The following is a 21,593-nucleotide window of genomic DNA, read 5'->3' on the forward strand; positions in this document are numbered from 1 at the left end:
AGTGGCCCTTTCCGAAAAACCAAAACGCTATTAACGGAACGGCGGCTCGTCGAAGCTGCGCAGCTTGCGCGAGTGCAACGAATTGAGCTCGGTGCGCAGCAGATCAAGCGCCGCGATGCCGATCTTCAAATGCTGGCTGACGGCTCGCTCGTAGAAGGCGTTGGCCGAGCCCGGCAGCTTGATTTCGCTGTGCAAAGGTTTGTCCGAAACACACAGCAGCGTGCCGTAGGGCACCCGCAGGCGGTAGCCTTGCGCCGCGATGGTGCCACTCTCCATGTCCACCGCCACCGCGCGGGACAAATTGATGAGCGGACGTTCCTGAGCCCAGCGCAGTTCCCAGTTGCGGTCGTCATAGGTCAGCACCGTACCGGTACGCAGCCGCTTCTTGAGCTCTTCACCGCGCTCGCCGGTAATCTGCGCCGCCGATTCCTGTAACGCCAGCTGGACTTCAGCCAGCGCCGGAATCGGAATGTGGGGCGGCAATACGCGGTCGAGGATTCCGTCGCGGCGCATGTAAGCGTGGGCCAGCACGTAATCGCCGATGGTCTGCGACTGACGCAGGCCGCCGCAGTGGCCGATCATCAGCCAGCAATGCGGGCGCAGCACCGCCAGGTGGTCGGTGATGTTCTTGGCGTTGGACGGACCTACGCCAATATTGACCAGGGTGACGCCATGACCGTCGTCGGCAATCAGGTGATAGGCGGGCATCTGGTAGCGGTGCCACACCACACCGGCGACGATCGCCTGCGCCTCTTCCTCGCTCATGCCCTTGTCCACCACTACGTTACCCGGCAAGACCATGCGCACGAAGCGCGGGTCGTCACGCAGTTTTTCCAGACCATGCAGGATGAACTGGTCGACATAGCGGTGATAGTTGGTCAGCAGAATCCAGGGCTGCACATGACGCCAGTCGCTGCCGGTGTAATGCACCAGGCGACGCAGGGAAAAGTCCACGCGGGTCGCGTCGAACAGCGCCAGCGGCAGAGGATCGACGTTGGCCCAGTCGTACAGACCGTCGGCGATGCCATCGGTGGCGGCGGAAAGATCGGTGCTGGGGAACACACGAGCCAGCGCCGCGGCCGTTACCCCGGAACCGGCGAGCTCGTCGCCCTGCTCGACCACGTACGGGTAAGGAATATTTTGTTCGCTGACGCCTACCGATACCGAAACGGTGAAGTCGCTCATCAGCGGGCGCAGCTGTTCGAGCAGGTATTTGCGGAACGCCGCCGGCTGGGTAATGGTGACGCTGTAGGTGCCGGGCAATTGCACCTTGGCGTAGGCACGGGTGGTCAGCGGCACTTCGCCATGGCATTTGTAGGTCAGGCGAAGCTCAGGGTAGCGAAACAGCGCACGCTGTTCGGCGTCGGGCTCGACGCGGTCTTTCAGGTACAGCTTGAGCGCCCGGCTCAGGGCGCCGGTTGCACGTTCATGCAGTTCGGCCAGCCGCTCCACGGCTTGCTCGGCGGTTTCTACCACAACAAAGGCTTGGGTCACGGTCTACGTCCTGTCTGGATATTGCAGACCTGCATCCTAACGGGTTCCCGTGCTCATGCCACCTGCGGCGATGCACGGGCGACCAGCGCCGCTACATCGACGCCGCTCGGCAAGGTGCCATAGACGCGCCCCGGTTCCGCCAGTCGGCCCCGGATGAAAGCTTCGCTGACGGTCTCGTTTCCGGCTTCGAGCAAGAGTCTGGCCTGCAGCGCCAAGGCGATGTTCTCGGTCAGCTGTCGCGCCCGATACTGGATGTCCATAGTGTCCGAAAACGCCTGCTTGAGCTGCCGGATATGCTCGGCAAGAGGGCGGCTGCCGTGGCCGTCTCCCAGCTCATCGAACAGCATGTCGAGCATTCCGGGCTCCTTGGACAATGCCCGCAACACGTCCAGGCACTGCACATTGCCGGAACCTTCCCACGTGGAGTTGACCGGCGCTTCGCGATACAGCCGGGGCAGAATGCTGTCTTCCACATAGCCGGCACCGCCCAGACACTCGGCCGCCTCGTTGATCATGGCCGGCGCGCGTTTGCAGATCCAGTATTTGCCAACCGCTGTCACCAGCCTGGCGAAATGTGCTTCATGAGCATCGTCGAGATGGTCCAGGGCGCGACCCATGCGCATCGTCAGCGCCAGCGCCGCTTCGCTCTCCAGCGCCAGATCGGCCAGCACGTTCTGCATCAGGGGTTGCTCGGCCAGCACTCGCCCGCCAACCGTGCGATGGGCGCAGTGATGGGTCGCCTGGGTGAGAGCCTGTCGCATCAGCGCGCTGGAGCCGACCATGCAATCGAAGCGGGTCATGGCGACCATTTCGATGATGGTCGGCACGCCGCGTCCTTCTTCACCGATCATCCACGCCAGCGCGCCGCGAAACTCGACCTCGCTGGAGGCATTGGACCAGTTGCCCAGCTTGTTCTTCAGGCGCTGGATATAGAACTCGTTGCGGGTGTCATCCGGCCGGTGTCTGGGCAACAGAAAACAGCTCAGCCCCCTGGCGGTCTGCGCCAGCACCAGGAATGCGTCGCACATCGGTGCCGAGCAGAACCATTTGTGTCCAACCAGTTCGTAAGGCTGGCCCGGACCGCCCGCGCCAACCGGGTAAGCATGGGTGGTATTAGCGCGCACATCGGTGCCGCCCTGCTTCTCGGTCATCGCCATGCCGATGGTCGCGCCGTGCTTGTGGGCGATGCCGACATTGCGTGGGTCGTAGCGCGTCGCAAGAATCTTCGGCAGCCAGGTTTCGGCCAGTTCCGGTTGCAGGCGCAACGCCGGCACGCTGGCGAAGGTCATGGTCAACGGACAGCCTGTGCCGGGCTCAGCCTGAGTGTGCAGATAGCTCATGGCCGCGCGAGCGACATGGGCGCCGGGCTGCGGATCGGTCCAGGGCAACGACGGGATACCGTGTTCTATGGCCGCGCTCATCAACTGGTGATAGGCCGGGTGGAATTCGACCAGGTCGATGCGATGGCCGTAACGATCATGGCTGGCGAACACCGGTTTGTTCTGGTTGGCGAGAAAGCCGGCTTCCATCAGCGGGCCGCCGGCAAGCGCGCCATAGGCGTCGATTCGCGTGGCCGCCCATTGCGCGCCGAAACGCCGGGTCCAGTCCTGCAACGGCAGGTCGATGCGATAGAGATTGACGCCTTCGAGCGGTGGCGGCTGATTGGTCACCTGGTGAGTTTCGGCCAGATAGCTCAGGTCGGGGATGTTCATGACGACTCTCCTGCCTGCCAGTGAGATTCGCAGCAGTGAAGCACGCGGCCGGCGCTTTAAAAAGTGCCATTCACGCCGAATTGTCGGCGCTTCAGGTTTCGCGCAGGAAAGGCGCGTGCGACATGATCCGTGGCGCTCCGGACGGGGCGAGCGAGAGGCTCAGGCTGAGGGTAAAACAGCTGCCGGATCCTGGCTTGGATCGGTGGCTCAGGGTGCCGCCCATCAGCTCGGTCAGTTTGCGACAGATCGCCAGACCGATGCCCAGCCCGCCGTGCTCGCGCGTCATCGAAGCGTCCATCTGATGGAAATGTTGATAGAGCCTCGCCTCGTCCAAGTGGCTGAAGCCGATGCCGGTATCCGTTACGTCGATCCGCAGCTCGAATCGATCGTTGTCCTGTTGCCAACCGCTTAGCCGGAGACTGACCGTCCCTTTTGACGTGAATTTGATGGCGTTGTCCACAAGGCATTCGACGCATTGATACAGTTTCGGCGCATCGCCGAAGAGGTACGGCGGAACGCTCTCGTCCAGCTCCAGCATCAGGCGCAGGCCCTTCAGGCGAGCCGTCTCGCCGAACCGCAAGCGCGGGCGCTCCAGCAAGGTTGCCGGAGCGAACACCTGGCATTCGGCGTACAGAGCGCCGGCCTGCAATTCACTCAAGGTGAGGATGCCATTGATCATCGCCATCATGTCCTTTGCGGAGCTGGCGGCCGTCTGCTGGTACATCTTCATCTCGCTGTCCATCTCGACGGTGCTCATCAACTCCAGCGAGCCGATCACACCATTCATCGGTGTACGCAGTTCATGGGTGAGCGTCGCGAGAAATTCGTCCTTGTAGCGGTTACTGGCGGCCAGTTGCTGATTGAGCTGCTCAAGGTTTCTGCCGGCTTCGTGCAGGGTCTGCGCCTGCTGTTCGCGAACCTGATTGAGGCGGTCCGCCAGCGCCAGCGTCAGAAAGGCGATTTCCAGCACCGCGCCCATGTGGCCGACGTACAGCACAAAGAAGGTGTTGGGCAGATACCCCAGCAGCATCACGGCATTGATGGTCGCGCCGACGTAGAAGACGATCCATCCAACCAGATAGAAGCGAGCACTGCGCACCCCCTTGGCCACGGCAGTGGCGCCGCACAGGAGCATGACCCAGGTGCACGCCAGGACCAGCGCTGTAGCGGCGCGCAGCGCAAGGCCGTAACCCAGGGTCAGCGCCGCCAGCATTACCCCCGCCGCGCAGGCCATCAGCACCGACAGCAGCAAATCCAGCCAGCGCCCCAATCGAGCCGTCTGCAGGAAGCGTCGGGAAAACAGGCTGTTGAACAATACCGCCAGGCCCATCAAGAACGGCGTGGCGGTATTGGCCCACCAGGGATTGTCCGGCCAGAGGTATTCGATGGCCGTCCCGCTGATCGAGAGCTGATACAGCCCGAAGGTCGCAATGTAGAGGATGAAGTACAGATAACTTCTGTCGCGCACGCTGATCAGGATGAACAGGTTGTAGATCAGCATCCCCAGCAGCACGCCGTAGATCAGCCCCATGATCTGTAGCTGCGCGGGCTGACGCTCGATGAACGCCTTGCTTGACCAGAGATTGAGCGGGACCTGCACCGCTCCCTCACTGGAAACGCGCAGATAGAAGGTCACCGGCTGATCGGGCGGCAGATCCAGGTCGAACAGATAATTGGCTTGTTTGATCTGTCGGCTGGAGAACGGCAGCGTATCGCCGGTCCGCCAAGCCAGGCGCGACTGTCCGGCGGCGTCAGGCAGATACAGGTCGACGCGATCCAGCGGCGGGTAGGCCAGTTCGAGAATCCAGTCCATCGGCCCCGTCGACTTGCTCGGCCGATAAAGCAGCTCACCGCGCAGCCAGAACACCGAATCGGAATAGCCGGCGTTGAAGGTTTCGGTTTCCAGGGGGCGGAAGGCTGCGGAATGGGCTGCCGAGCTTACGCTCTCGATGGTCGCCTTGCCGTTGACATCCTCGAACACTTCGATCGATCGCCCCAGCGCGAGGCTTCGAACGTGTTCGTCGAATTCGATGGCCTGGGCCAGGATCGGCAGACAGGCAGCCAGGATGATCAGCAAGTAACGCATTGAAGCCCCGATGTGATCGTCGCGGTCATCCCTCCACTGGAGACGACGCCCTGTGACTTCATTCCATGAAAAGGCAGGTCATTGGAAAACAGGTGCTTCAGTGTGATTCCGGACCGCTCTTGATTCCCGCTCCATGGAGCGCCAGAACAATAAAGCATAGCCGGGAAATGCCGCCAGCCATTTTCAATGTAAATCAACGCGATAGCTCTGTTGCGCAGGTTTTAGGAACGATGGGCTATATACGCGGTTCTTCTGCGTGAGGTCGTCACCGCAGTAAGAAAAATCGCCGTGCGCGGGCAGTCGGGAGAGGGATTAGTGATAAGCTCACGCACCATGAATACGTATAGCTCTCGCCCAGTTGTTCTATGTCTGTCCGGCCACGACCCCAGCGGCGGTGCCGGCCTGCAGGCCGATATCGAAGCGTTGCTCGCTCAGGGCTGCCATGCTGCGCCCGCCGTGACCGCCCTGACCGTCCAGGACACCGTCGATGTCCGGGACTTCCGTGTGCTGGATCGCGAATGGGTACTCGCCCAGGCCAACGCGGTGCTCCAGGATTCTCCGGTCGCCGCCGTCAAACTCGGCATGCTCGGTTCGCTGGAGATGGTCGAAACAGTTGCCGAACTGTTGCGTGCCAACCCCGCTCTGCCGATGGTGTGCGATCCGGTCTTGCGCGCGGGCGGCGGCGGACGACTGGGCAAGGATGAAGTGGGCTACGCCATGCGCGAGGTGCTGCTGCCGCTGTGCACCATCGCTACGCCGAACCTGCCTGAAGCGCGGATTCTGGCCGAGCTGCCCGAAGGCACCGCCGACCAGTGTGCCGAACGTCTTTTGCCGTTCTGCGAGCACTTGCTGATCACCGGCGGGCATGGCGAAGAAGAAGATATCCACAACCGGCTCTACCTGCGTGGCGGCCAGACCCACACTTTTACCTGCCAGCGCCTGCCGGGCAGTTACCACGGCTCCGGCTGCACGCTGGCAAGCGCCCTGGCCGGCCGTCTGGCTCAAGGGGAAGAACTGGTCAGCGCGGTCAAGACAGCACTCGATTACACCTGGCGCACGTTGCGCGATGCCGAGCAACTCGGCAAAGGTCAGTTCGTTCCGCGTCGCCTGCCACTGGATTTCTGCTCGTAACGATATGCCATCGAGATCTGCATCATGAAACTACGTGGCCTGTACGCCATCACCGACGGCCAGCTCCTGGCCGGCCGGTTTCTGTCTTACGTCGAAGCAGCCCTCGATGGCGGCGTAACCCTGCTGCAATATCGCGACAAGAGCGGCGACGAGGCCAGACGCCTGCGCGAGGCCAGCGAGCTGCTCAAACTGTGCGAGCGCTATAAGACCCGACTGATCATCAATGACGATGCCGAACTCGCGGCGCGCCTGGGAGTTGGCGTGCACCTGGGCCAGACCGACGGCTCACTGCCCGATGCGCGAGCCTTGCTCGGCCACCGCGCGGTCGTCGGCGCCACCTGCCACGGAAGTCTGGAGCTGGCTCGCAAGGCCAAGGCCGACGGAGCCACTTACGTGGCGTTCGGGCGGTTCTTCACCTCTCACACCAAACCGGATGCGCCGGCCGTGCCGCTGGATCTGCTGAACCAGGTTCGCGCCAGCGTGAATCTGCCGATCGCGGTAATCGGCGGGATCACCGTGGAGAATGCCCCGCCATTGGTGGAACACGGTGCCGACCTGCTTGCCGTGGTACACGGCCTGTTCGGTGTCGAGACCGCAGCCGAGGTGACCCGCCGCGCCAGGGCGTTCAATGCGTTGTTGAATATCTGAGGTCTCACGGACGGCGCTGCACCGGTCGCGAGCAAGCTCCCTCCCACAACCCGCGTTCCAGATGAACGGAAGAGGTGAATCTGGAGCGGATATTTGTGGGAGGGAGCTTGCTCGCGACGAGGCCCCCTCTTCTTTACCCCAGACTCAATGCCAGCTCTGGCACGCCGATGGCGTTTTCCAGTTTCAGCAGGGCCAGCTTGCGCTCCATGCCGCCGGCGTATCCGGTCAGGCCGCCACTTGCGCCGATGACCCGGTGGCAAGGCAAGAGAATGCAGATCGGGTTACGGCCGTTGGCCATGCCGACTGCCCTGGAGTGACCGGCGCTCAACCCCAAGTTACGCGCCATCGTCCCGTAGGACACGACCTCGCCATAGGGAATACGCGCCAGTTCCCGCCAGACCTGCTCTTGAAACGGCGTACCACGCGGCCGCAGCGGCACGTCGAATTCACGCCGCTCGCCGTTGAAGAACTCGGTCAGTTGTTCCTGCGCCTGGCGAATCACGTTGGGCACCGCATGGTCATCGGGCATCAGGGTCAACGCCGGATAATGTTTCTGGCCGACAAAAAACACGCCGGTCAGTGCATCATCCTCGGCACACAAAGCCATATCGCCCAATGGGCTGGAAATCAGATAACCCTGAATCATGTGCGTGCCTCCTGTTCTCGTTGGCGCCAGACGTGCACCGTGGCGTAGGCCCGCCATGGCGCCCATTGACCGGCATGCTCATTGAGCTGCGCGGCCGTGGTGAAACCCAGATGTTTTTTCAGCACCGCATCGCCTTCCGGAAACGCATTAGGCCAGCCCAGCGCCCGCATTGCGATGTATTGCACGGTCCACTCGCCTACTCCGCGAATATGCCGCAACGCCGCCAGGGTTTCGTCCAGCGGCACCAGCGGTTCGAGGACGATGCGCCGGGCGGCGACCTCGCGGGCGATGGCCAGAATCGCCTCGGCGCGAATGCCGATCAGTCCCGTGCCGACCATCTGTTCCCGGTCCAGCCCGGCAACCGTTCGCGCATCGGGAAACGCATGCCGCAGCCCTGCGGGCGCGTCCTCGACCGCAGTACCGAACCGGGCCGCGATCCGGCCGAGAATCGCGCGGGCATTGCTGACCGATATCTGTTGCCCGGCCACCGCGCGTACGGCGATCTCGAAGCCGTCGAAAGCGCCCGGGACGCGCATCCCCGGCAGGTCGCCGATCAGCGGGCCAAGGTGCTCGTCAACCAGATCCGGTCGGCAGCCGGTATCGAACACCCGCCGTACCCGCGCGAGAACCTGTGCGATGGCCGGTTGCAGCGAAGATGAAACCGTGACTGCAAGCGCATGGCGTTGCGGAACATGGTTCACCCGGATCCAGCCACACAGCCGGCGCTCGCCGTGCTCCAGCTCGATGACGCGCCAATAGCTGTCCTCGCTGACGGCTTCCACGCCCTGTATGCAGCGATGGGCGAGGAACTCCAGTACACCGCTCCATGAAAATGGCGGCCGATAAGCCAGCTCGAAACGCAGGGTCGCGGCTCCGGGCACATGGGCGGCCTTGCGCAAACGCAGCGGATTGAGGCCGTAGCGGGTCTGGAACAGGTCATTGAAGCGCCTGACGCTGCCGAATCCAGCAGCCAGCGCGACTTCGGCCATCGACAGCCCGGTGTCGGTCAGCAAGCGTTTGGCAATCAGCAGCCGCTGGGTCTGGGCGAACTCGATCATGGTCACGCCGAACTCGGCCTCGAAAATGCGCCGCAGATGCCGGGACGTGACGCCGACCCGCTCGGCCAGATCATCGAGACTGCGACCGTTCAGGAAACCTTCCTCGAGCAGCCGCGCCGCGGCCTGGGCCAGGCGGCTGGACATGTCCAGCAGGCCATTACCCGGCGCCAGTTCCGGCCGGCAGCGCAGGCACGGTCTGAAACCGGCGCGTTCGGCCGCTGCGGCTGAGCGATAGAAACTGCAATGACGGGCCAGTGGCGCACGCACCGGGCACACCGGACGACAGTAGATGCCGGTGGACGAGACACCCATGAAGAACCAGCCGTCGAAACGGCGGTCCCGGGCGACAAAGGCCGTGTAGCAGATATGCGGATCGAGAGTGTTCATGGAACAGACTCTATTCCAGGCCCGGGCAAAAGTCTGGCCGAATTCGGACATGTACATCCGGCGAGCGGACGGCTTTTGCTATAGTGCGGAACCCTGCGCCATTCCGCGCCCGCGACACGCCGCGCCAGACGCGGCCACGACTTACCGTTGCACAGCAGAGACCCGATCATGTCCCGTTCCGAAACACTGTTCGCCAACGCCCAGAAACACATCCCCGGTGGCGTCAACTCGCCGGTTCGCGCTTTCAAGAGCGTGGGCGGCACACCGCTGTTCTTCAAGCACGCAGCCGGCGCCTACGTGACAGACGAGGACGACAAACGCTACGTCGACTACGTGGGTTCCTGGGGGCCGATGATTCTCGGCCACAGCCATCCCGAGGTGCTCGACGCAGTGCGCAGCCAGCTGGAGCACGGTCTTTCCTACGGCGCGCCAACGGCGATGGAAACCCAGATGGCCGATCTGGTCTGCTCGCTGGTGCCGTCGATGGAGATGGTGCGCATGGTCAGCTCCGGAACCGAGGCGACCATGAGCGCCATCCGTCTCGCGCGTGGCTACACCGGCCGGGACAGCATCATCAAGTTCGAAGGCTGCTACCACGGTCACTCCGACAGCCTGCTGGTCAAGGCCGGTTCCGGCGCGCTGACCCTGGGCGTACCCAGCTCGCCCGGCGTTCCGGCGGCGTTCGCCAAGCACACCCTGACCGTTCCGTTCAACGACCTGGAAGCCGTCCGTGCTCTGCTGGCCGAAGTCGGCAAGGAAGTGGCCTGCATCATCGTCGAGCCGGTGGCGGGCAACATGAACTGCGTGCCTCCGGCGCCCGGTTATCTGCAAGGTCTGCGCGCACTGTGTGACGAGCACGGCGTGGTGCTGATCTTCGACGAAGTCATGACCGGTTTCCGCGTGGCTCTGGGCGGCGCCCAGGCCTACTACGGCGTCACGCCCGACCTGAGCACCTTCGGCAAGATCATCGGCGGCGGCATGCCGGTCGGCTGCTTCGGCGGCAAGCGGGAAATCATGTCGCACATCGCTCCGCTCGGCCCCGTCTATCAGGCCGGCACCTTGTCGGGCAACCCGCTGGCAATGGCGGCGGGCCTCACCACTCTGCGTCTGATCAGCCGTCCCGGCTTCCACGACGAGTTGACTTCCTTTACCACCCGCCTGCTCAAGGGTCTCAAGGAGCGCGCCGATGCTGCGGGCATCCCGTTCGTGACCACCCAGGCCGGCGGCATGTTCGGACTGTACTTCAGCGAAGCCAAGTCGATCGTGACCTTCCAGGACGTCATGACCAGCGACGCGGAACGCTTCAAGCGCTTCTTCCATCTGATGCTCGAAGGCGGCGTGTATCTGGCGCCGAGTGCGTTCGAGGCAGGCTTTACCTCCATCGCCCATGGCGATGCCGAGCTGAAGCTGACGCTGGACGCGGCTGAAAAAGCTTTCGCTGCCCTGAAGTGACCTGGGCGCTGTCCGCGGACCAGCGATGGCCCGCGGGCTTCGACCCCGCAAACAAGGGCTTTTTCAAGGCCGCGCAGCAGAAAATCCGTAAAGACTTTGTAAGGTTGGCCTCGCTTATTTCATAATGCGCAGCCAGCCCGTTTCGCTGGACGGGCACATCCGCACCTTTTCAGAGGTAAGTCGACTCCCATGAACCGCACCGGCCGCACCCTTGCATTGGGCTGCCTGTTGCTTATCTCTCCCCTGCTGGCGAATGCGGGCGGCAACTCGTTGTTAATCCCAGCGGTGGGTCGTTGCACGCTCAATACGCAGCCGGAGAACCTGGCCGCGGCCCTCAGCACGTGCCAGCAGGCTGCGCAGGCCGGCGACGCGCAGGCGCAATACGAGCTGGGCGAGTTCTATTACCAGGGCACGAGCGGCGAACGTGATCTGGCGCAGGCGCTGAGTTATTTCGAGCAGGCTTCGCTTCAGGGACATGCTCAGGCGCAGTACCAGTTGGGCCTGATGTTCAGCCGGGGCGAAGGCGTGCGGGCCAACAATATTCAGGCCTACATCGTGCTGAAGATGGCCGCGGTCAACGGCTCGGAAGAAGCGCTCGACGCGGCTGACGAAGTCTCGGCGAAGATGCGCCGCGACGAGCTGGAAGTCGCCACTCAGGTGCTCGGACAGATTTTCCGCAAATATCTGCTGGAGTTGCAGACGGCTGAAGGCCGTACGCCTTTTTCGCCGCTGCCCTGAATACAGGCGCCCTTGAGTTGTGCGATCCATCGAGGATTGCGAATGCGATCATTGTGGGAGGCAGCTTGCTGGCGACGCAGACGACGCGGTCTATCCGTCGGACCGCGTAATACCCTGTCGCGACCAAGGTACCTCCCACAGGATCCCTGTGAACGCGCTTACTTCTCCGGCATCGGCATGGGAAACGGCATCACGTTGCCGGTGCCGCGGGCTTCGCTGATCTTGGGCGTGCCCATGCGTTCGACCTCATCGATACGCACGATCGAATGCATCGGCACGAAACTGCGCACCACGCCTTCGAACTGCGCCTTGAGCTTTTCCTCGCTCGGGTCCACCACCACGGTCGTGCGCTCGCCGAAGACGAATTCTTCCACCTCCAGAAATCCCCAGAGATCGCTCTGGTAGATCTGCTTGGCGTACATTTCGAAAACCTGGCCTTGGTTGAGAAAAATCACCTTGTAGATTGGAGCTTCGCGTTTGGTCATGACGGGCGGATAAGGATCGGACAGAAAAAAGGGCGCGCACTATAGCATGCCCGCCGGACAGCCAACGCTAGGAAGCCGGGCGCTTCGTCCCTATAATGCGCGGTCCTTTGTATCCGCTGATGATCCCGCATGGCCAAGAAGCTCTATATCGAAACCCACGGTTGCCAGATGAACGAGTACGACAGCTCGCGCATGGTCGACCTGCTGGGCGAACATCAGGCCTTGGAGGTCACTGCCCGCGCGGAAGACGCCGACGTCATCCTGCTCAACACCTGTTCTATTCGTGAACGGGCTCAGGATCGCGTTTATTCGCAGCTGGGCCGCTGGCGCGAACTCAAGCTCGCCAATCCGGACATGGTCATTGCCGTCGGCGGTTGCGTCGCCAGCCAGGAAGGCGCCGCCATTCGTGATCGCGCGCCCTACGTCGATGTGGTATTCGGCCCGCAGACTCTGCACCGCCTGCCGGAAATGATCGACGTGGCCCGCGTGACGCGCCAGCCGCAGGTGGACGTGTCCTTCCCGGAAATCGAAAAGTTCGACCATCTGCCCGAGCCACGCATCGATGGCCCCAGCGCTTACGTGTCGGTCATGGAAGGCTGCAGCAAATACTGCACGTTCTGTGTCGTACCCTACACCCGTGGCGAAGAGGTCAGCCGTCCGTTCGAGGACGTATTGAGTGAAATCATCCACCTGGCCGACAACGGTGTCCGTGAAGTCACCTTGCTGGGGCAGAACGTCAATGGCTATCGCGGCACCACATCCGAAGGCGGCGTTGCCGATCTGGCGGACCTGATCCGGGTCGTCGCGGCCGTGGATGGCATCGACCGCATTCGCTATACCACTTCGCACCCACTGGAGTTCTCCGACAGCCTGATCCAGGCGCATGCGGAGGTCCCGGAGCTGGTCAAGCATCTGCATCTGCCGGTTCAATCGGGGTCGGACCGGATTCTGGCGGCGATGAAACGCAACCACACCACCCTCGAGTACAAGTCACGCCTGCGCAAGCTCAAGGCAGCGGTGCCCGGTATCAGCATCAGCTCCGACTTCATCGTCGGCTTCCCGGGCGAAACCGAAAAGGATTTCAACGACACCATGAAGCTGGTGCAGGACGTGGGCTTCGACTTCTCGTTCTCGTTCGTCTACAGCCCGCGCCCCGGCACGCCGGCGGCGGACCTCAAGGACGACACGCCGGAAAGCCTGAAAAAAGAGCGTCTGGCGGCATTGCAACATCGCCTCAACCAGCAGGGCTTCGAGATCAGCCGGCAGATGGTCGGCAGCATCCAGCGCATTCTGGTCACCGACTATTCCAAGAAAGACCCCGGCGAACTGCAGGGTCGCACCGAAAACAACCGGATCGTCAATTTCCGCTGCCACGATCCGAAGATGATCGGCCAGTTCGTTGACGTGCATATCGACGATGCGCAGCCGCATTCATTGCGTGGGTCGTTATTGCAGTAAGCGGTGAATGCCAAATCTATCGCCAGCAAGCTGGCTCCTACAGGCGCATACCTTCCGTAGGAGCCAGCTTGCTGGCGATCAGCCATCCATTACAGATCCGGCGATACCACTGGTAGCCATTTACACCTGAGCCCTTTCGCGTCGTCATCGCCAGGAGTATTCTCTGACTCACCTCATTTGCCGTCGGATGGCTACAAAACGACCTTGAACGCAACCATAGAACCTCATCGTTTCACCCTCGAACCCTTCGAGGCCCATCGCTTCGCCAACTTGTGCGGCCAACTCGACGAGCACCTGCGCTTGATCGAGAAGCGCCTGAACATCGAGATCCGCAATCGCGGAAATCAGTTCGAGCTCATCGGCGAGCCCAAAAGCACCACTTCGGCCGAGAACCTGCTGCGTCGTCTGTATCGGGAAACCCAGAGTACCGACCTGACGCCAGACATGGTGCACCTGTTCCTTCAGGAATCAGGCGTCGAAGGGCTGGACAACCATCCCGCTGCCGAAGTCGGCGTTTCCCTGCGTACCCGTAAAGGCATGATTCGCCCGCGCGGCCTGAATCAGCAGCGCTACGTCAAGGAAATCCTCGGCAACGACATCAACTTCGGCATCGGCCCCGCCGGTACCGGCAAGACCTATCTGGCCGTCGCCTGTGCCGTGGACGCCCTGGAGCGCGAGCAGATCCGCCGCATCCTACTGGTGCGTCCGGCAGTCGAAGCGGGTGAAAAGCTCGGCTTCCTGCCCGGCGACCTGACCCAGAAGATCGACCCGTACCTGCGCCCGCTGTACGACGCGCTGTACGAGATGCTGGGCTTCGAGCACGTCGCCAAGCTGATCGAGAAGCAGGTGATCGAGGTGGCTCCGCTGGCCTACATGCGCGGACGCACCCTTAATAACAGCTTCATCATTCTCGACGAGAGTCAGAACACCACCGTCGAGCAGATGAAAATGTTCCTGACCCGTATCGGCTTTGGCTCCACCGCCGTGATTACCGGTGACATCACTCAGGTCGACCTGCCCAAGGGCACCAAGTCCGGGCTGACCCACGTCATCGATGTACTCAAGGATGTGCCGGGCATCAGCTTTACCCACTTCAAGCCCAAGGACGTCGTTCGCCACCCGCTGGTGCAGCGCATCGTCGAGGCCTATGAGCGTTTCGACGACCGTTTCAGCGACAACCCGTCGGGCAAACGCGATGCTTGAGCTGGACCTGCAGAGAGCGAGTCAGACCCCTGCCCCAAGCGAAGCCCAGTTCCGCCTCTGGTGTGAAATGGGCCTTCGCCAGCGCAGCGCCGATTCGGAGCTGACCATCCGTCTGGTGGACGAAGCCGAAGGCCGCGAGCTCAACCACACCTGGCGGCACAAGGATTACGCCACCAACGTGTTGTCCTTCCCGGCCGATGTGCCCGACGACATGCTGGACATTCCGCTGCTGGGCGACCTGGTGATCTGTGTCCCGGTCGTCGATCGCGAGGCGCGGGAACAGGGCAAGGCCGTCGAGGCACACTGGGCGCATCTGGTTATCCACGGTTGCCTTCATCTTCTGGGCTATGACCATATCGAGGATGAGGAAGCCGAGGAGATGGAAGCACTGGAACGAACGTTGCTTGGCGAACTGGGCTTTCCCGATCCCTATGCCGACGACGAAAGCGCCGACCACCCCCATTCAGAAACACCGAGCAAGGAACACGAGTAAGGGCTATGAGCGAAGATCGATCGACCAACGGACAAAAGTCATGGCTGGGTAAACTGACCCAGGCTTTTGTCCATGAGCCCAAAAGCCGCCAGGAGCTGCTTGAGCTGCTGCGCGAAGCCCACACGAACAAACTGCTGGACACCGAGGCCCTGGCCATCGTCGAAGGCGCCATTCAGGTGGCTGACCTGCAAGTACGCGACATCATGGTGCCGCGCTCGCAGATGATCAGCATCAAGGCCAGCCAGACGCCACGGGAGTTCCTGCCCGCGGTCATCGATGCCGCGCACTCGCGCTACCCGGTCATCGGCGAAAGCCATGACGACGTGCTTGGTGTACTGCTCGCCAAGGACCTGCTGCCGCTGATCCTCAAGGCGGATGGCGACAGCGACGACATCAAGACCTTGCTGCGCCCGGCCACATTCGTGCCCGAGTCCAAGCGTCTGAACGTCTTGCTGCGCGAATTCCGCGCCAACCATAACCACATGGCCATCGTTATCGACGAGTACGGCGGTGTGGCGGGTCTGGTGACCATCGAAGACGTGCTCGAGCAGATCGTCGGCGACATCGAAGACGAGCACGACGTCGAGGAAGACAGCTACATCAAGCCTCTGCCAAGCGGCGATTTCCTGGTCAAGGCACTGACCCCGATCGAAGGCTTCAACGAATTCTTCGACAGCCAGTTCTCGGACGATGAATTCGACACCGTAGGCGGGCTGGTCATGAACGCCTTTGGCCACTTGCCCAAGCGCAACGAGATCACTGAAATCGGTGCCTACCGGTTCCGCGTTCTGAGCGCCGACAGCCGTCGCATTCACTTGCTGCGCCTGACCCCGATCTCACGCCTGTAATACCGTCTCAAGGAAATGAAATGCGCTGGATAACCCGCCCCGGCTGGCCCGGTAATCTGCTGGCCGTGGCGGCCGGCGGCGTCACGACCCTGGCGTTGGCGCCTTTCGACTTCTGGCCATTGGCGCTGGTCGCTGTCGGAATGTTCTACCTCGGGATGCGCGGTCTGACACCACGTCAGGCGTTCGGTCGCGGCTGGTGCTACGGTTTCGGCCTGTTCGGCGCCGGCACCAGCTGGATCTACGTCAGCATTCACACCTACGGTGGGGCCTCGATGCTGCTCGCCGGCCTGCTGATGCTGGCGTTCATCGCCGCCATCGCGCTGTTCTTCGCCCTCCCCGCCTGGCTGTGGGCACGCTGGCTGCGCAGAAACGAAGCGCCGCTGGCTGACGCTCTCGCCTTCGCCGCGCTGTGGTTGTTGCAGGAAGCGTTCAGGGGCTGGTTCCTTACCGGATTCCCCTGGCTGTATTCCGGTTACAGTCAACTCGATGGCCCGCTGGCCGGACTGGCGCCATTGGGTGGCGTGTGGCTGATTTCCTTTGCGCTGGCGCTCACCGCGGCGCTGCTGTGCAACCTGCATCGACTGCGTGCCCGTAAATCGTTCCTGGCCCTGGGTCTGGTGCTGCTGCTCGCCCCATGGGTCGCGGGCATGACGCTCAAGAACCATGCATGGACCTCGCCAGCGGGCGATCCGCTGAAAGTGGCGGTCTTGCAGGGCAATATCGAACAGAGCATGAAATGGGACCCGGCCCAGCTGACCGCCCAGCTTGAACTGTACCGGGACATGACTTTCACATCCCGCCAGGCCGACTTGATCGTCTGGCCGGAAACCGCCGTACCGGTACTCAAGGAGAACGCCGACGGTTACCTGACCATGATGGGGCGCTTCGCCAGCGACCGGGGCGCGGCGCTGATCACCGGCGTGCCGGTACGCGAGCGCAACGAGCGCGGGGAAAACCGTTACTACAATGGCATCACGGTAACCGGCCAGGGTGACGGGCTTTACTACAAACAGAAACTGGTGCCGTTTGGCGAATACGTCCCGCTGCAAGACCTGTTGCGCGGACTAATCGCGTTCTTTGACCTGCCGATGTCGGATTTCGCCCGCGGCCCGGATGATCAGGCGCTGTTGCAAGCCAAGGGCTACCAGGTAGCGCCCTTCATTTGCTACGAAGTGGTCTACCCGGAATTTGCCGCCGGGCTTTCAGCTCGCAGCGATCTGTTGCTGACGGTCAGTAATGACACCTGGTTCGGGACTTCCATCGGCCCCTTGCAGCATTTGCAGATGGCTCAGATGCGGGCGCTGGAAGCCGGACGCTGGATGATTCGCGCCACCAACAATGGCGTGACAGGTCTGATCGACCCGTTCGGCCGGATCACCGCCCAGATCCCCCAGTTCCAGCGCGCCGTACTGTACGGCGAAGTGGTGCCGATGCATGAGCTGACGCCCTACCTGCGCTGGCGCTCCTGGCCGCTGGCGATTGGTTGTCTGCTGATTTTCGGGTGGGCTCTGCTGGCAGCCCGGATCTCGAAGACCGTCTGACGTTTATGGGTAGGCCAGCGGGTACATCATCAACCCGGCGGCCTCATTCAGCAGTGCACCGCTCTGGGTAATCGCCCGGCTTTCCGGCAACCAGCCGCCGAACGGCCGGGCATTGTCCACACCCAGAAACCCTACCGGCGCGGCCACGACTTCCAGCCCGGCCTGTTCGAAACACCAGCGAGCGCGAGGCATATGCCAGGCCTGGGTAACCAGCGCCACGCGCTTGATGCCCAGCGGTTCGAGCATTTGTGCAGTGAAGGTGGCGTTTTCCCAGGTGGTACGGCTGCGTCCTTCCTGCCAGCGAACCGGTGTTGCAAAGTCCTGCTCAAGCGAACGTGCCATGATCTGCGCTTCGCTAGGCGGTTCGCCATAGTGCAGACCTCCGGTGGTCAGGATCGGCAGTCCGGACTCTTTCGCCAGGCGTGCCGCCAGACGCAAACGCTCCAGTCCGGTTCCCGTCGACACATCCTCGCCCCAGACCGGGTCGTGGCGCTCTCGACCGCTGCCCAACACCACGATCACATCGGCCCGACTGGCAAGCGACGGCCACTGATCGCGCGGCAACGGCGCATCCTGTTCAAGCGCTCTGGCCGCGCGCTCGACCACGATCGGCAGGCTCATCAGCCAGAGCCCGCCCAATCCGAGCGCAAAGCACAGCGCCGCGGTCCTCGGTCGAGAACGGCGCAACCACCAGGCCATCAGCAGCAGCACGAGCAGAATGCCCGGCGGCAGCAAGAGTGTCTTGAACAGGTAACGTAAAGGCATTGGGGCATCTCCTGGATGCCCGAAGCCTAAAAGGAATGGTGCCAAGCAACAATGCTTGTGAACAGGGTTCGTTCCCTGGGCTGGTTTAAAGCTTGAAAGTGCTGTGTGAACTGTAGCGGCTCGACCGCTTCGAGGCTTTGCCGCGCCGTTTTTCATCGAGCCAGATGACACTGGCGCGATCGTGCGATTTGGCTATCGAATCAGCGTGTCCCGTCGGAACAATGAAACTGCCCTCAGACTTACCCTTAACAGCCCCGTTTGCCGCCCTCGGACCTTTTTCAAGGTAGGCCTCAATCAGCTCGAACTCGGCACTGCTCAACCCTTTGAGCTCAAGCTCCGCCGGCGACTCGTTTCGGAGCCGGACAGCGGTGCTCGCCATTTCAAGAGCGAGTCCCAGACGATTGATCAAACGTTCATACAGCTCAGGAGTGCTTACTGTGTGCTGCAACTCTGTCATCCGCTCACCTCATCGAAGATAAACATTACCCTCGTCAATGAGCTTAGCGCTGCTGGGAAAACCGGCCGGGAACTGCGACCAACGGGCAAGCGAACCCCTCAACCACGCGGTTTTGCCGGAGGTCACGCAATCAGGGTTTCCCTCGGTCGTCGGGGCTCATGTATGCTACGACGCTTCCTGTAATTCCACTTCCGCTCTCTTGAGCCCGGATGCACCGCCAGGGTGACACACCGCCAGGCAAACGGTGGCAACGAGACTCGGCGAAGCAACGAAGAGGTCAAGGGTCACCCATCCTTAGTAAAAGTAGCCATGCACGAACTCTATCAGCCCCGCGAAATCGAAGCCGCCGCCCAGACCTTCTGGGAAGAGCAAAAGTCTTTTGAAGTCAGTGAACAGCCAGGCAAGGAAACCTACTACTGCCTGTCGATGTTCCCTTACCCCAGCGGCAAGCTGCACATGGGGCACGTGCGCAACTACACCATCGGTGACGTGATCTCGCGCTACCAGCGCATGCAGGGCAAGAACGTCCTGCAACCGCTGGGCTGGGACGCGTTCGGCATGCCGGCGGAAAACGCCGCCATCGACAATAACGTCGCGCCGGCCAAGTGGACCTACGAAAACATTGCCTACATGAAAGCCCAGCTCAAGAGCCTGGGCCTGGCGATCGACTGGTCGCGGGAAGTCACGACCTGCAAGCCGGACTACTACCGCTGGGAGCAGTGGCTGTTCACTCGCCTGTTCGAGAAAGGCGTCATCTATCGCAAGAACGGCACGGTCAACTGGGACCCGATCGACCAGACGGTACTGGCCAACGAGCAGGTCATCGACGGCCGTGGCTGGCGTTCGGGCGCGCTGATCGAAAAGCGCGAAATCCCGATGTACTACTTCAAGATCACCGCTTACGCCGACGAACTGCTGGAAAGCCTCGACGAGCTGCCGGGCTGGCCCGAGCAGGTCAAGACCATGCAGCGCAACTGGATCGGCAAGTCGCGCGGCATGGAAGTGCAGTTCCCGTACCATCAGGCTTCCATCGGCGAGGCCGGCGCACTGAAGGTGTTCACCACCCGTCCCGATACGCTGATGGGCGCCACTTATGTCGCGGTGGCCGCCGAGCACCCGCTGGCGACCCTGGCGGCGCGTGACGATGCCGAATTGCGGGCCTTCATCGAGGAATGCAAAGCCGGCAGCGTCGCTGAAGCCGACGTCGCCACTCAGGAGAAAAAGGGTCGGCCGACCTCGCTGTTCGTCGAGCATCCGCTGACAGGCGAAAAACTCCCGGTCTGGGTCGCGAACTACGTGCTGATTCACTACGGTGACGGCGCGGTCATGGCTGTTCCTGCCCACGACGAGCGCGATTTCGAGTTCGCCACCAAATACGATCTGCCGATCAAGCCGGTGGTGCGCACCAGTGTCGGCGATCTGACCCCGGCGCCGTGGATGGCCGCTTACGGCGAACACGGCGTGCTGATCAACTCCGGCGACTTCGACGGCCTGGACTTCCAGGCAGCGTTCGACGCCATCGAAACCGCACTGGTGAAAAAGAATCTCGGCCAGTCCCGCACCCAGTTCCGTCTGCGCGACTGGGGCATCAGCCGCCAGCGTTACTGGGGCTGCCCGATTCCGATCGTGCATTGCGATGCCTGTGGCGACGTGCCGGTCCCGGAAGATCAATTGCCTGTCGTCCTGCCCGAAGACGTCGTACCCGATGGCGCGGGTTCGCCGTTGGCGCGCATGCCGGAATTCTACGAATGCAGCTGCCCGAAATGCGGCGCGCCGGCCAAGCGCGAAACCGACACCATGGACACCTTCGTCGAGTCGTCCTGGTACTACGCCCGCTACGCGTCGCCGCACTATGAAGGCGGCCTGGTCGAGCCTGGCGCGGCCAATCACTGGTTGCCTGTGGATCAGTACATCGGCGGTATCGAACACGCGATTCTGCACCTGCTGTACGCCCGCTTCTTCCACAAGCTGATGCGCGACGAAGGGCTGGTCACGTCCAACGAGCCGTTCAAGAACCTGCTGACCCAGGGCATGGTCAACGCCGAGACTTACTTCCGCATGGAAGCCAACGGCAAGAAGACCTGGATCAACCCCGCCGACGTGACGCTGGAGCGTGACGCCAAGGCCAAGGTCATCAGCGCAGTCCTGACCAGCGACGGTCTGCCGGTGGAGATCGGCGGCACCGAGAAGATGTCGAAATCGAAAAAGAACGGTATCGACCCGCAGACCATGATCGACCAATACGGCGCCGACACCTGCCGTCTGTTCATGATGTTCGCCTCGCCGCCTGACATGAGTCTGGAATGGTCCGACTCCGGCGTCGAAGGTTCGCACCGCTTCCTGCGCCGCGTCTGGCGTCTGGCTCAGGCGCATGTCACCCAGGGTCCCGCGGGCGCCCTGGACCTGACCGCTCTGAACGACGACCAGAAGGCGATTCGTCGCTCCATTCACCAGGCGATCAAACAAGCCAGCGTCGATATCGGCCAGCATCAGAAATTCAACACCGCTGTTGCCCAGGTCATGACCCTGATGAACGTGCTGGAAAAAGCGCCACAGGCGACCGGACAGGACCGCGCTCTGCTGCAGGAAGGTCTGGAAACCGTCGTGCTGCTGCTTGCACCGATCACGCCGCACATCAGCCACGAACTGTGGAACGCGCTCGGCAAGACCACGCCGGTCATCGACGCAGGCTGGCCAGCGCTGGATGAAAGCGCTCTGGTGCAGGACACCCTGCAACTGGTGATTCAGGTCAACGGCAAGCTGCGCGGCCATATCGAACTGCCCGCCGGCGCCAGCCGTGAAGAAATCGAAGCCGCCGCCCGGGTCAACGAGAACGTGCTGCGCTTCATCGACGGCCTGACGATCCGCAAAGTGATCGTCGTGCCGGGCAAACTGGTCAACATCGTCGCAAGCTGATTGGATCGCGCGCCCGACGCGAGTCGGGCGCCGCACACATTTCCCGGGTACGCCATGACGTCCCAAACGGATTCG

18 protein-coding genes are annotated in these 21,593 nt (G+C 62.2%); 10 read left to right on the forward strand and 8 right to left on the reverse strand.

Features of this window, described 5'->3' with window-relative positions:
- Nucleotides 1-30 precede the first annotated feature (30 nt).
- From amn to TRP66_RS10960, 3 genes are all read right to left on the reverse strand, one after another.
- Nucleotides 31-1,494, reverse strand: coding sequence for an AMP nucleosidase (gene amn, locus TRP66_RS10950; RefSeq protein ID WP_333401672.1), 1,464 nt, complete (start codon nt 1,492-1,494; stop codon nt 31-33).
- 53 nt (nt 1,495-1,547) lie between these two features.
- Nucleotides 1,548-3,206 carry an acyl-CoA dehydrogenase family protein gene (locus TRP66_RS10955; RefSeq protein WP_333401673.1) on the reverse strand — a complete coding sequence of 553 codons (1,659 nt, stop codon included), beginning with the start codon at nt 3,204-3,206 and terminating at the stop codon, nt 1,548-1,550.
- Nucleotides 3,207-3,297: 91 nt separating this feature from the next.
- On the reverse strand, nt 3,298-5,292 hold the full coding sequence (locus TRP66_RS10960; protein WP_333401674.1) for a sensor histidine kinase: 1,995 nt from the start codon (nt 5,290-5,292) through the stop codon (nt 3,298-3,300).
- A gap of 333 nt (nt 5,293-5,625) precedes the next feature.
- Between TRP66_RS10960 and TRP66_RS10965 the strand changes: the two genes are divergently transcribed.
- Together TRP66_RS10965 and thiE are read left to right on the forward strand one after the other, a co-directional pair.
- Complete coding sequence (locus TRP66_RS10965; protein ID WP_333401675.1) at nt 5,626-6,423, forward strand: hydroxymethylpyrimidine/phosphomethylpyrimidine kinase; 798 nt, start codon at nt 5,626-5,628, stop codon at nt 6,421-6,423.
- A 24-nt stretch (nt 6,424-6,447) separates the two neighbouring features.
- The gene (gene thiE / locus TRP66_RS10970; protein WP_333401676.1) at nt 6,448-7,071 is read left to right on the forward strand and encodes a thiamine phosphate synthase; all 624 of its coding nucleotides are present in this window, start codon (nt 6,448-6,450) and stop codon (nt 7,069-7,071) included.
- A gap of 133 nt (nt 7,072-7,204) precedes the next feature.
- Here the strand turns inward: thiE and TRP66_RS10975 are convergent, their stop codons facing one another.
- Both TRP66_RS10975 and TRP66_RS10980 read right to left on the reverse strand, forming a co-directional pair.
- Nucleotides 7,205-7,717, reverse strand: a complete 513-nt coding sequence (locus TRP66_RS10975; RefSeq protein WP_333401677.1) for a methylated-DNA--[protein]-cysteine S-methyltransferase — start codon at nt 7,715-7,717, stop codon at nt 7,205-7,207.
- Complete coding sequence (locus tag TRP66_RS10980) at nt 7,714-9,162, reverse strand: AlkA N-terminal domain-containing protein (RefSeq protein ID WP_333401678.1); 1,449 nt, start codon at nt 9,160-9,162, stop codon at nt 7,714-7,716. Before TRP66_RS10980 ends, TRP66_RS10975 begins: the two co-directional genes overlap by 4 nt.
- Before the next feature lie 168 nt (nt 9,163-9,330).
- Here TRP66_RS10980 and hemL point away from each other — a divergent pair, with 168 nt between their 5' ends.
- Both hemL and TRP66_RS10990 read left to right on the forward strand, forming a co-directional pair.
- On the forward strand, nt 9,331-10,614 hold the full coding sequence (gene hemL, locus TRP66_RS10985) for a glutamate-1-semialdehyde 2,1-aminomutase (RefSeq protein WP_333401679.1): 1,284 nt from the start codon (nt 9,331-9,333) through the stop codon (nt 10,612-10,614).
- 189 nt (nt 10,615-10,803) lie between these two features.
- Entirely contained in the window at nt 10,804-11,352 is a 549-nt protein-coding gene (locus tag TRP66_RS10990; protein ID WP_333401680.1) for a tetratricopeptide repeat protein, read from the forward strand.
- A gap of 158 nt (nt 11,353-11,510) precedes the next feature.
- On the opposite strand, the gene TRP66_RS10995 is transcribed toward TRP66_RS10990, so the two are convergent.
- On the reverse strand, nt 11,511-11,837 hold the full coding sequence (locus tag TRP66_RS10995; RefSeq protein WP_333401681.1) for a DUF1820 family protein: 327 nt from the start codon (nt 11,835-11,837) through the stop codon (nt 11,511-11,513).
- A 129-nt stretch (nt 11,838-11,966) separates the two neighbouring features.
- Between TRP66_RS10995 and miaB the strand changes: the two genes are divergently transcribed.
- The 5 genes from miaB to lnt all read left to right on the forward strand — a co-directional run bounded on the left by miaB (nt 11,967) and on the right by lnt (nt 17,380).
- Nucleotides 11,967-13,295 (forward strand): tRNA (N6-isopentenyl adenosine(37)-C2)-methylthiotransferase MiaB, encoded by a 1,329-nt coding sequence (gene miaB, locus TRP66_RS11000; protein ID WP_333401682.1) that lies wholly within the window; start codon nt 11,967-11,969, stop codon nt 13,293-13,295.
- 204 nt (nt 13,296-13,499) lie between these two features.
- Entirely contained in the window at nt 13,500-14,498 is a 999-nt protein-coding gene (locus tag TRP66_RS11005) for a PhoH family protein (RefSeq protein ID WP_333401683.1), read from the forward strand.
- A complete protein-coding gene (gene ybeY / locus TRP66_RS11010) occupies nt 14,491-14,991 on the forward strand; it encodes an rRNA maturation RNase YbeY (protein WP_333401684.1) in 501 nt (166 codons plus the stop codon). Before TRP66_RS11005 ends, ybeY begins: the two co-directional genes overlap by 8 nt.
- Before the next feature lie 5 nt (nt 14,992-14,996).
- Entirely contained in the window at nt 14,997-15,839 is an 843-nt protein-coding gene (locus TRP66_RS11015) for an HlyC/CorC family transporter (RefSeq protein WP_333401685.1), read from the forward strand.
- Between the two features lie 20 nt (nt 15,840-15,859).
- Nucleotides 15,860-17,380 carry an apolipoprotein N-acyltransferase gene (lnt, locus tag TRP66_RS11020; protein WP_333401686.1) on the forward strand — a complete coding sequence of 507 codons (1,521 nt, stop codon included), beginning with the start codon at nt 15,860-15,862 and terminating at the stop codon, nt 17,378-17,380.
- Between the two features lie 3 nt (nt 17,381-17,383).
- Here the strand turns inward: lnt and TRP66_RS11025 are convergent, their stop codons facing one another.
- Both TRP66_RS11025 and TRP66_RS11030 read right to left on the reverse strand, forming a co-directional pair.
- Entirely contained in the window at nt 17,384-18,145 is a 762-nt protein-coding gene (locus TRP66_RS11025) for a YdcF family protein (protein ID WP_333401687.1), read from the reverse strand.
- A gap of 85 nt (nt 18,146-18,230) precedes the next feature.
- A complete protein-coding gene (locus TRP66_RS11030) occupies nt 18,231-18,602 on the reverse strand; it encodes a hypothetical protein (protein ID WP_333401688.1) in 372 nt (123 codons plus the stop codon).
- A 309-nt stretch (nt 18,603-18,911) separates the two neighbouring features.
- Here TRP66_RS11030 and leuS point away from each other — a divergent pair, with 309 nt between their 5' ends.
- Nucleotides 18,912-21,518 carry a leucine--tRNA ligase gene (leuS, locus tag TRP66_RS11035; RefSeq protein WP_333401689.1) on the forward strand — a complete coding sequence of 869 codons (2,607 nt, stop codon included), beginning with the start codon at nt 18,912-18,914 and terminating at the stop codon, nt 21,516-21,518.
- Nucleotides 21,519-21,593: the final 75 nt, after the last annotated feature.

Origin of the sequence: Pseudomonas sp. JDS28PS106 (assembly GCF_036706555.1) — a bacterium.
Classification (GTDB): Bacteria; Pseudomonadota; Gammaproteobacteria; order Pseudomonadales; family Pseudomonadaceae; genus Aquipseudomonas.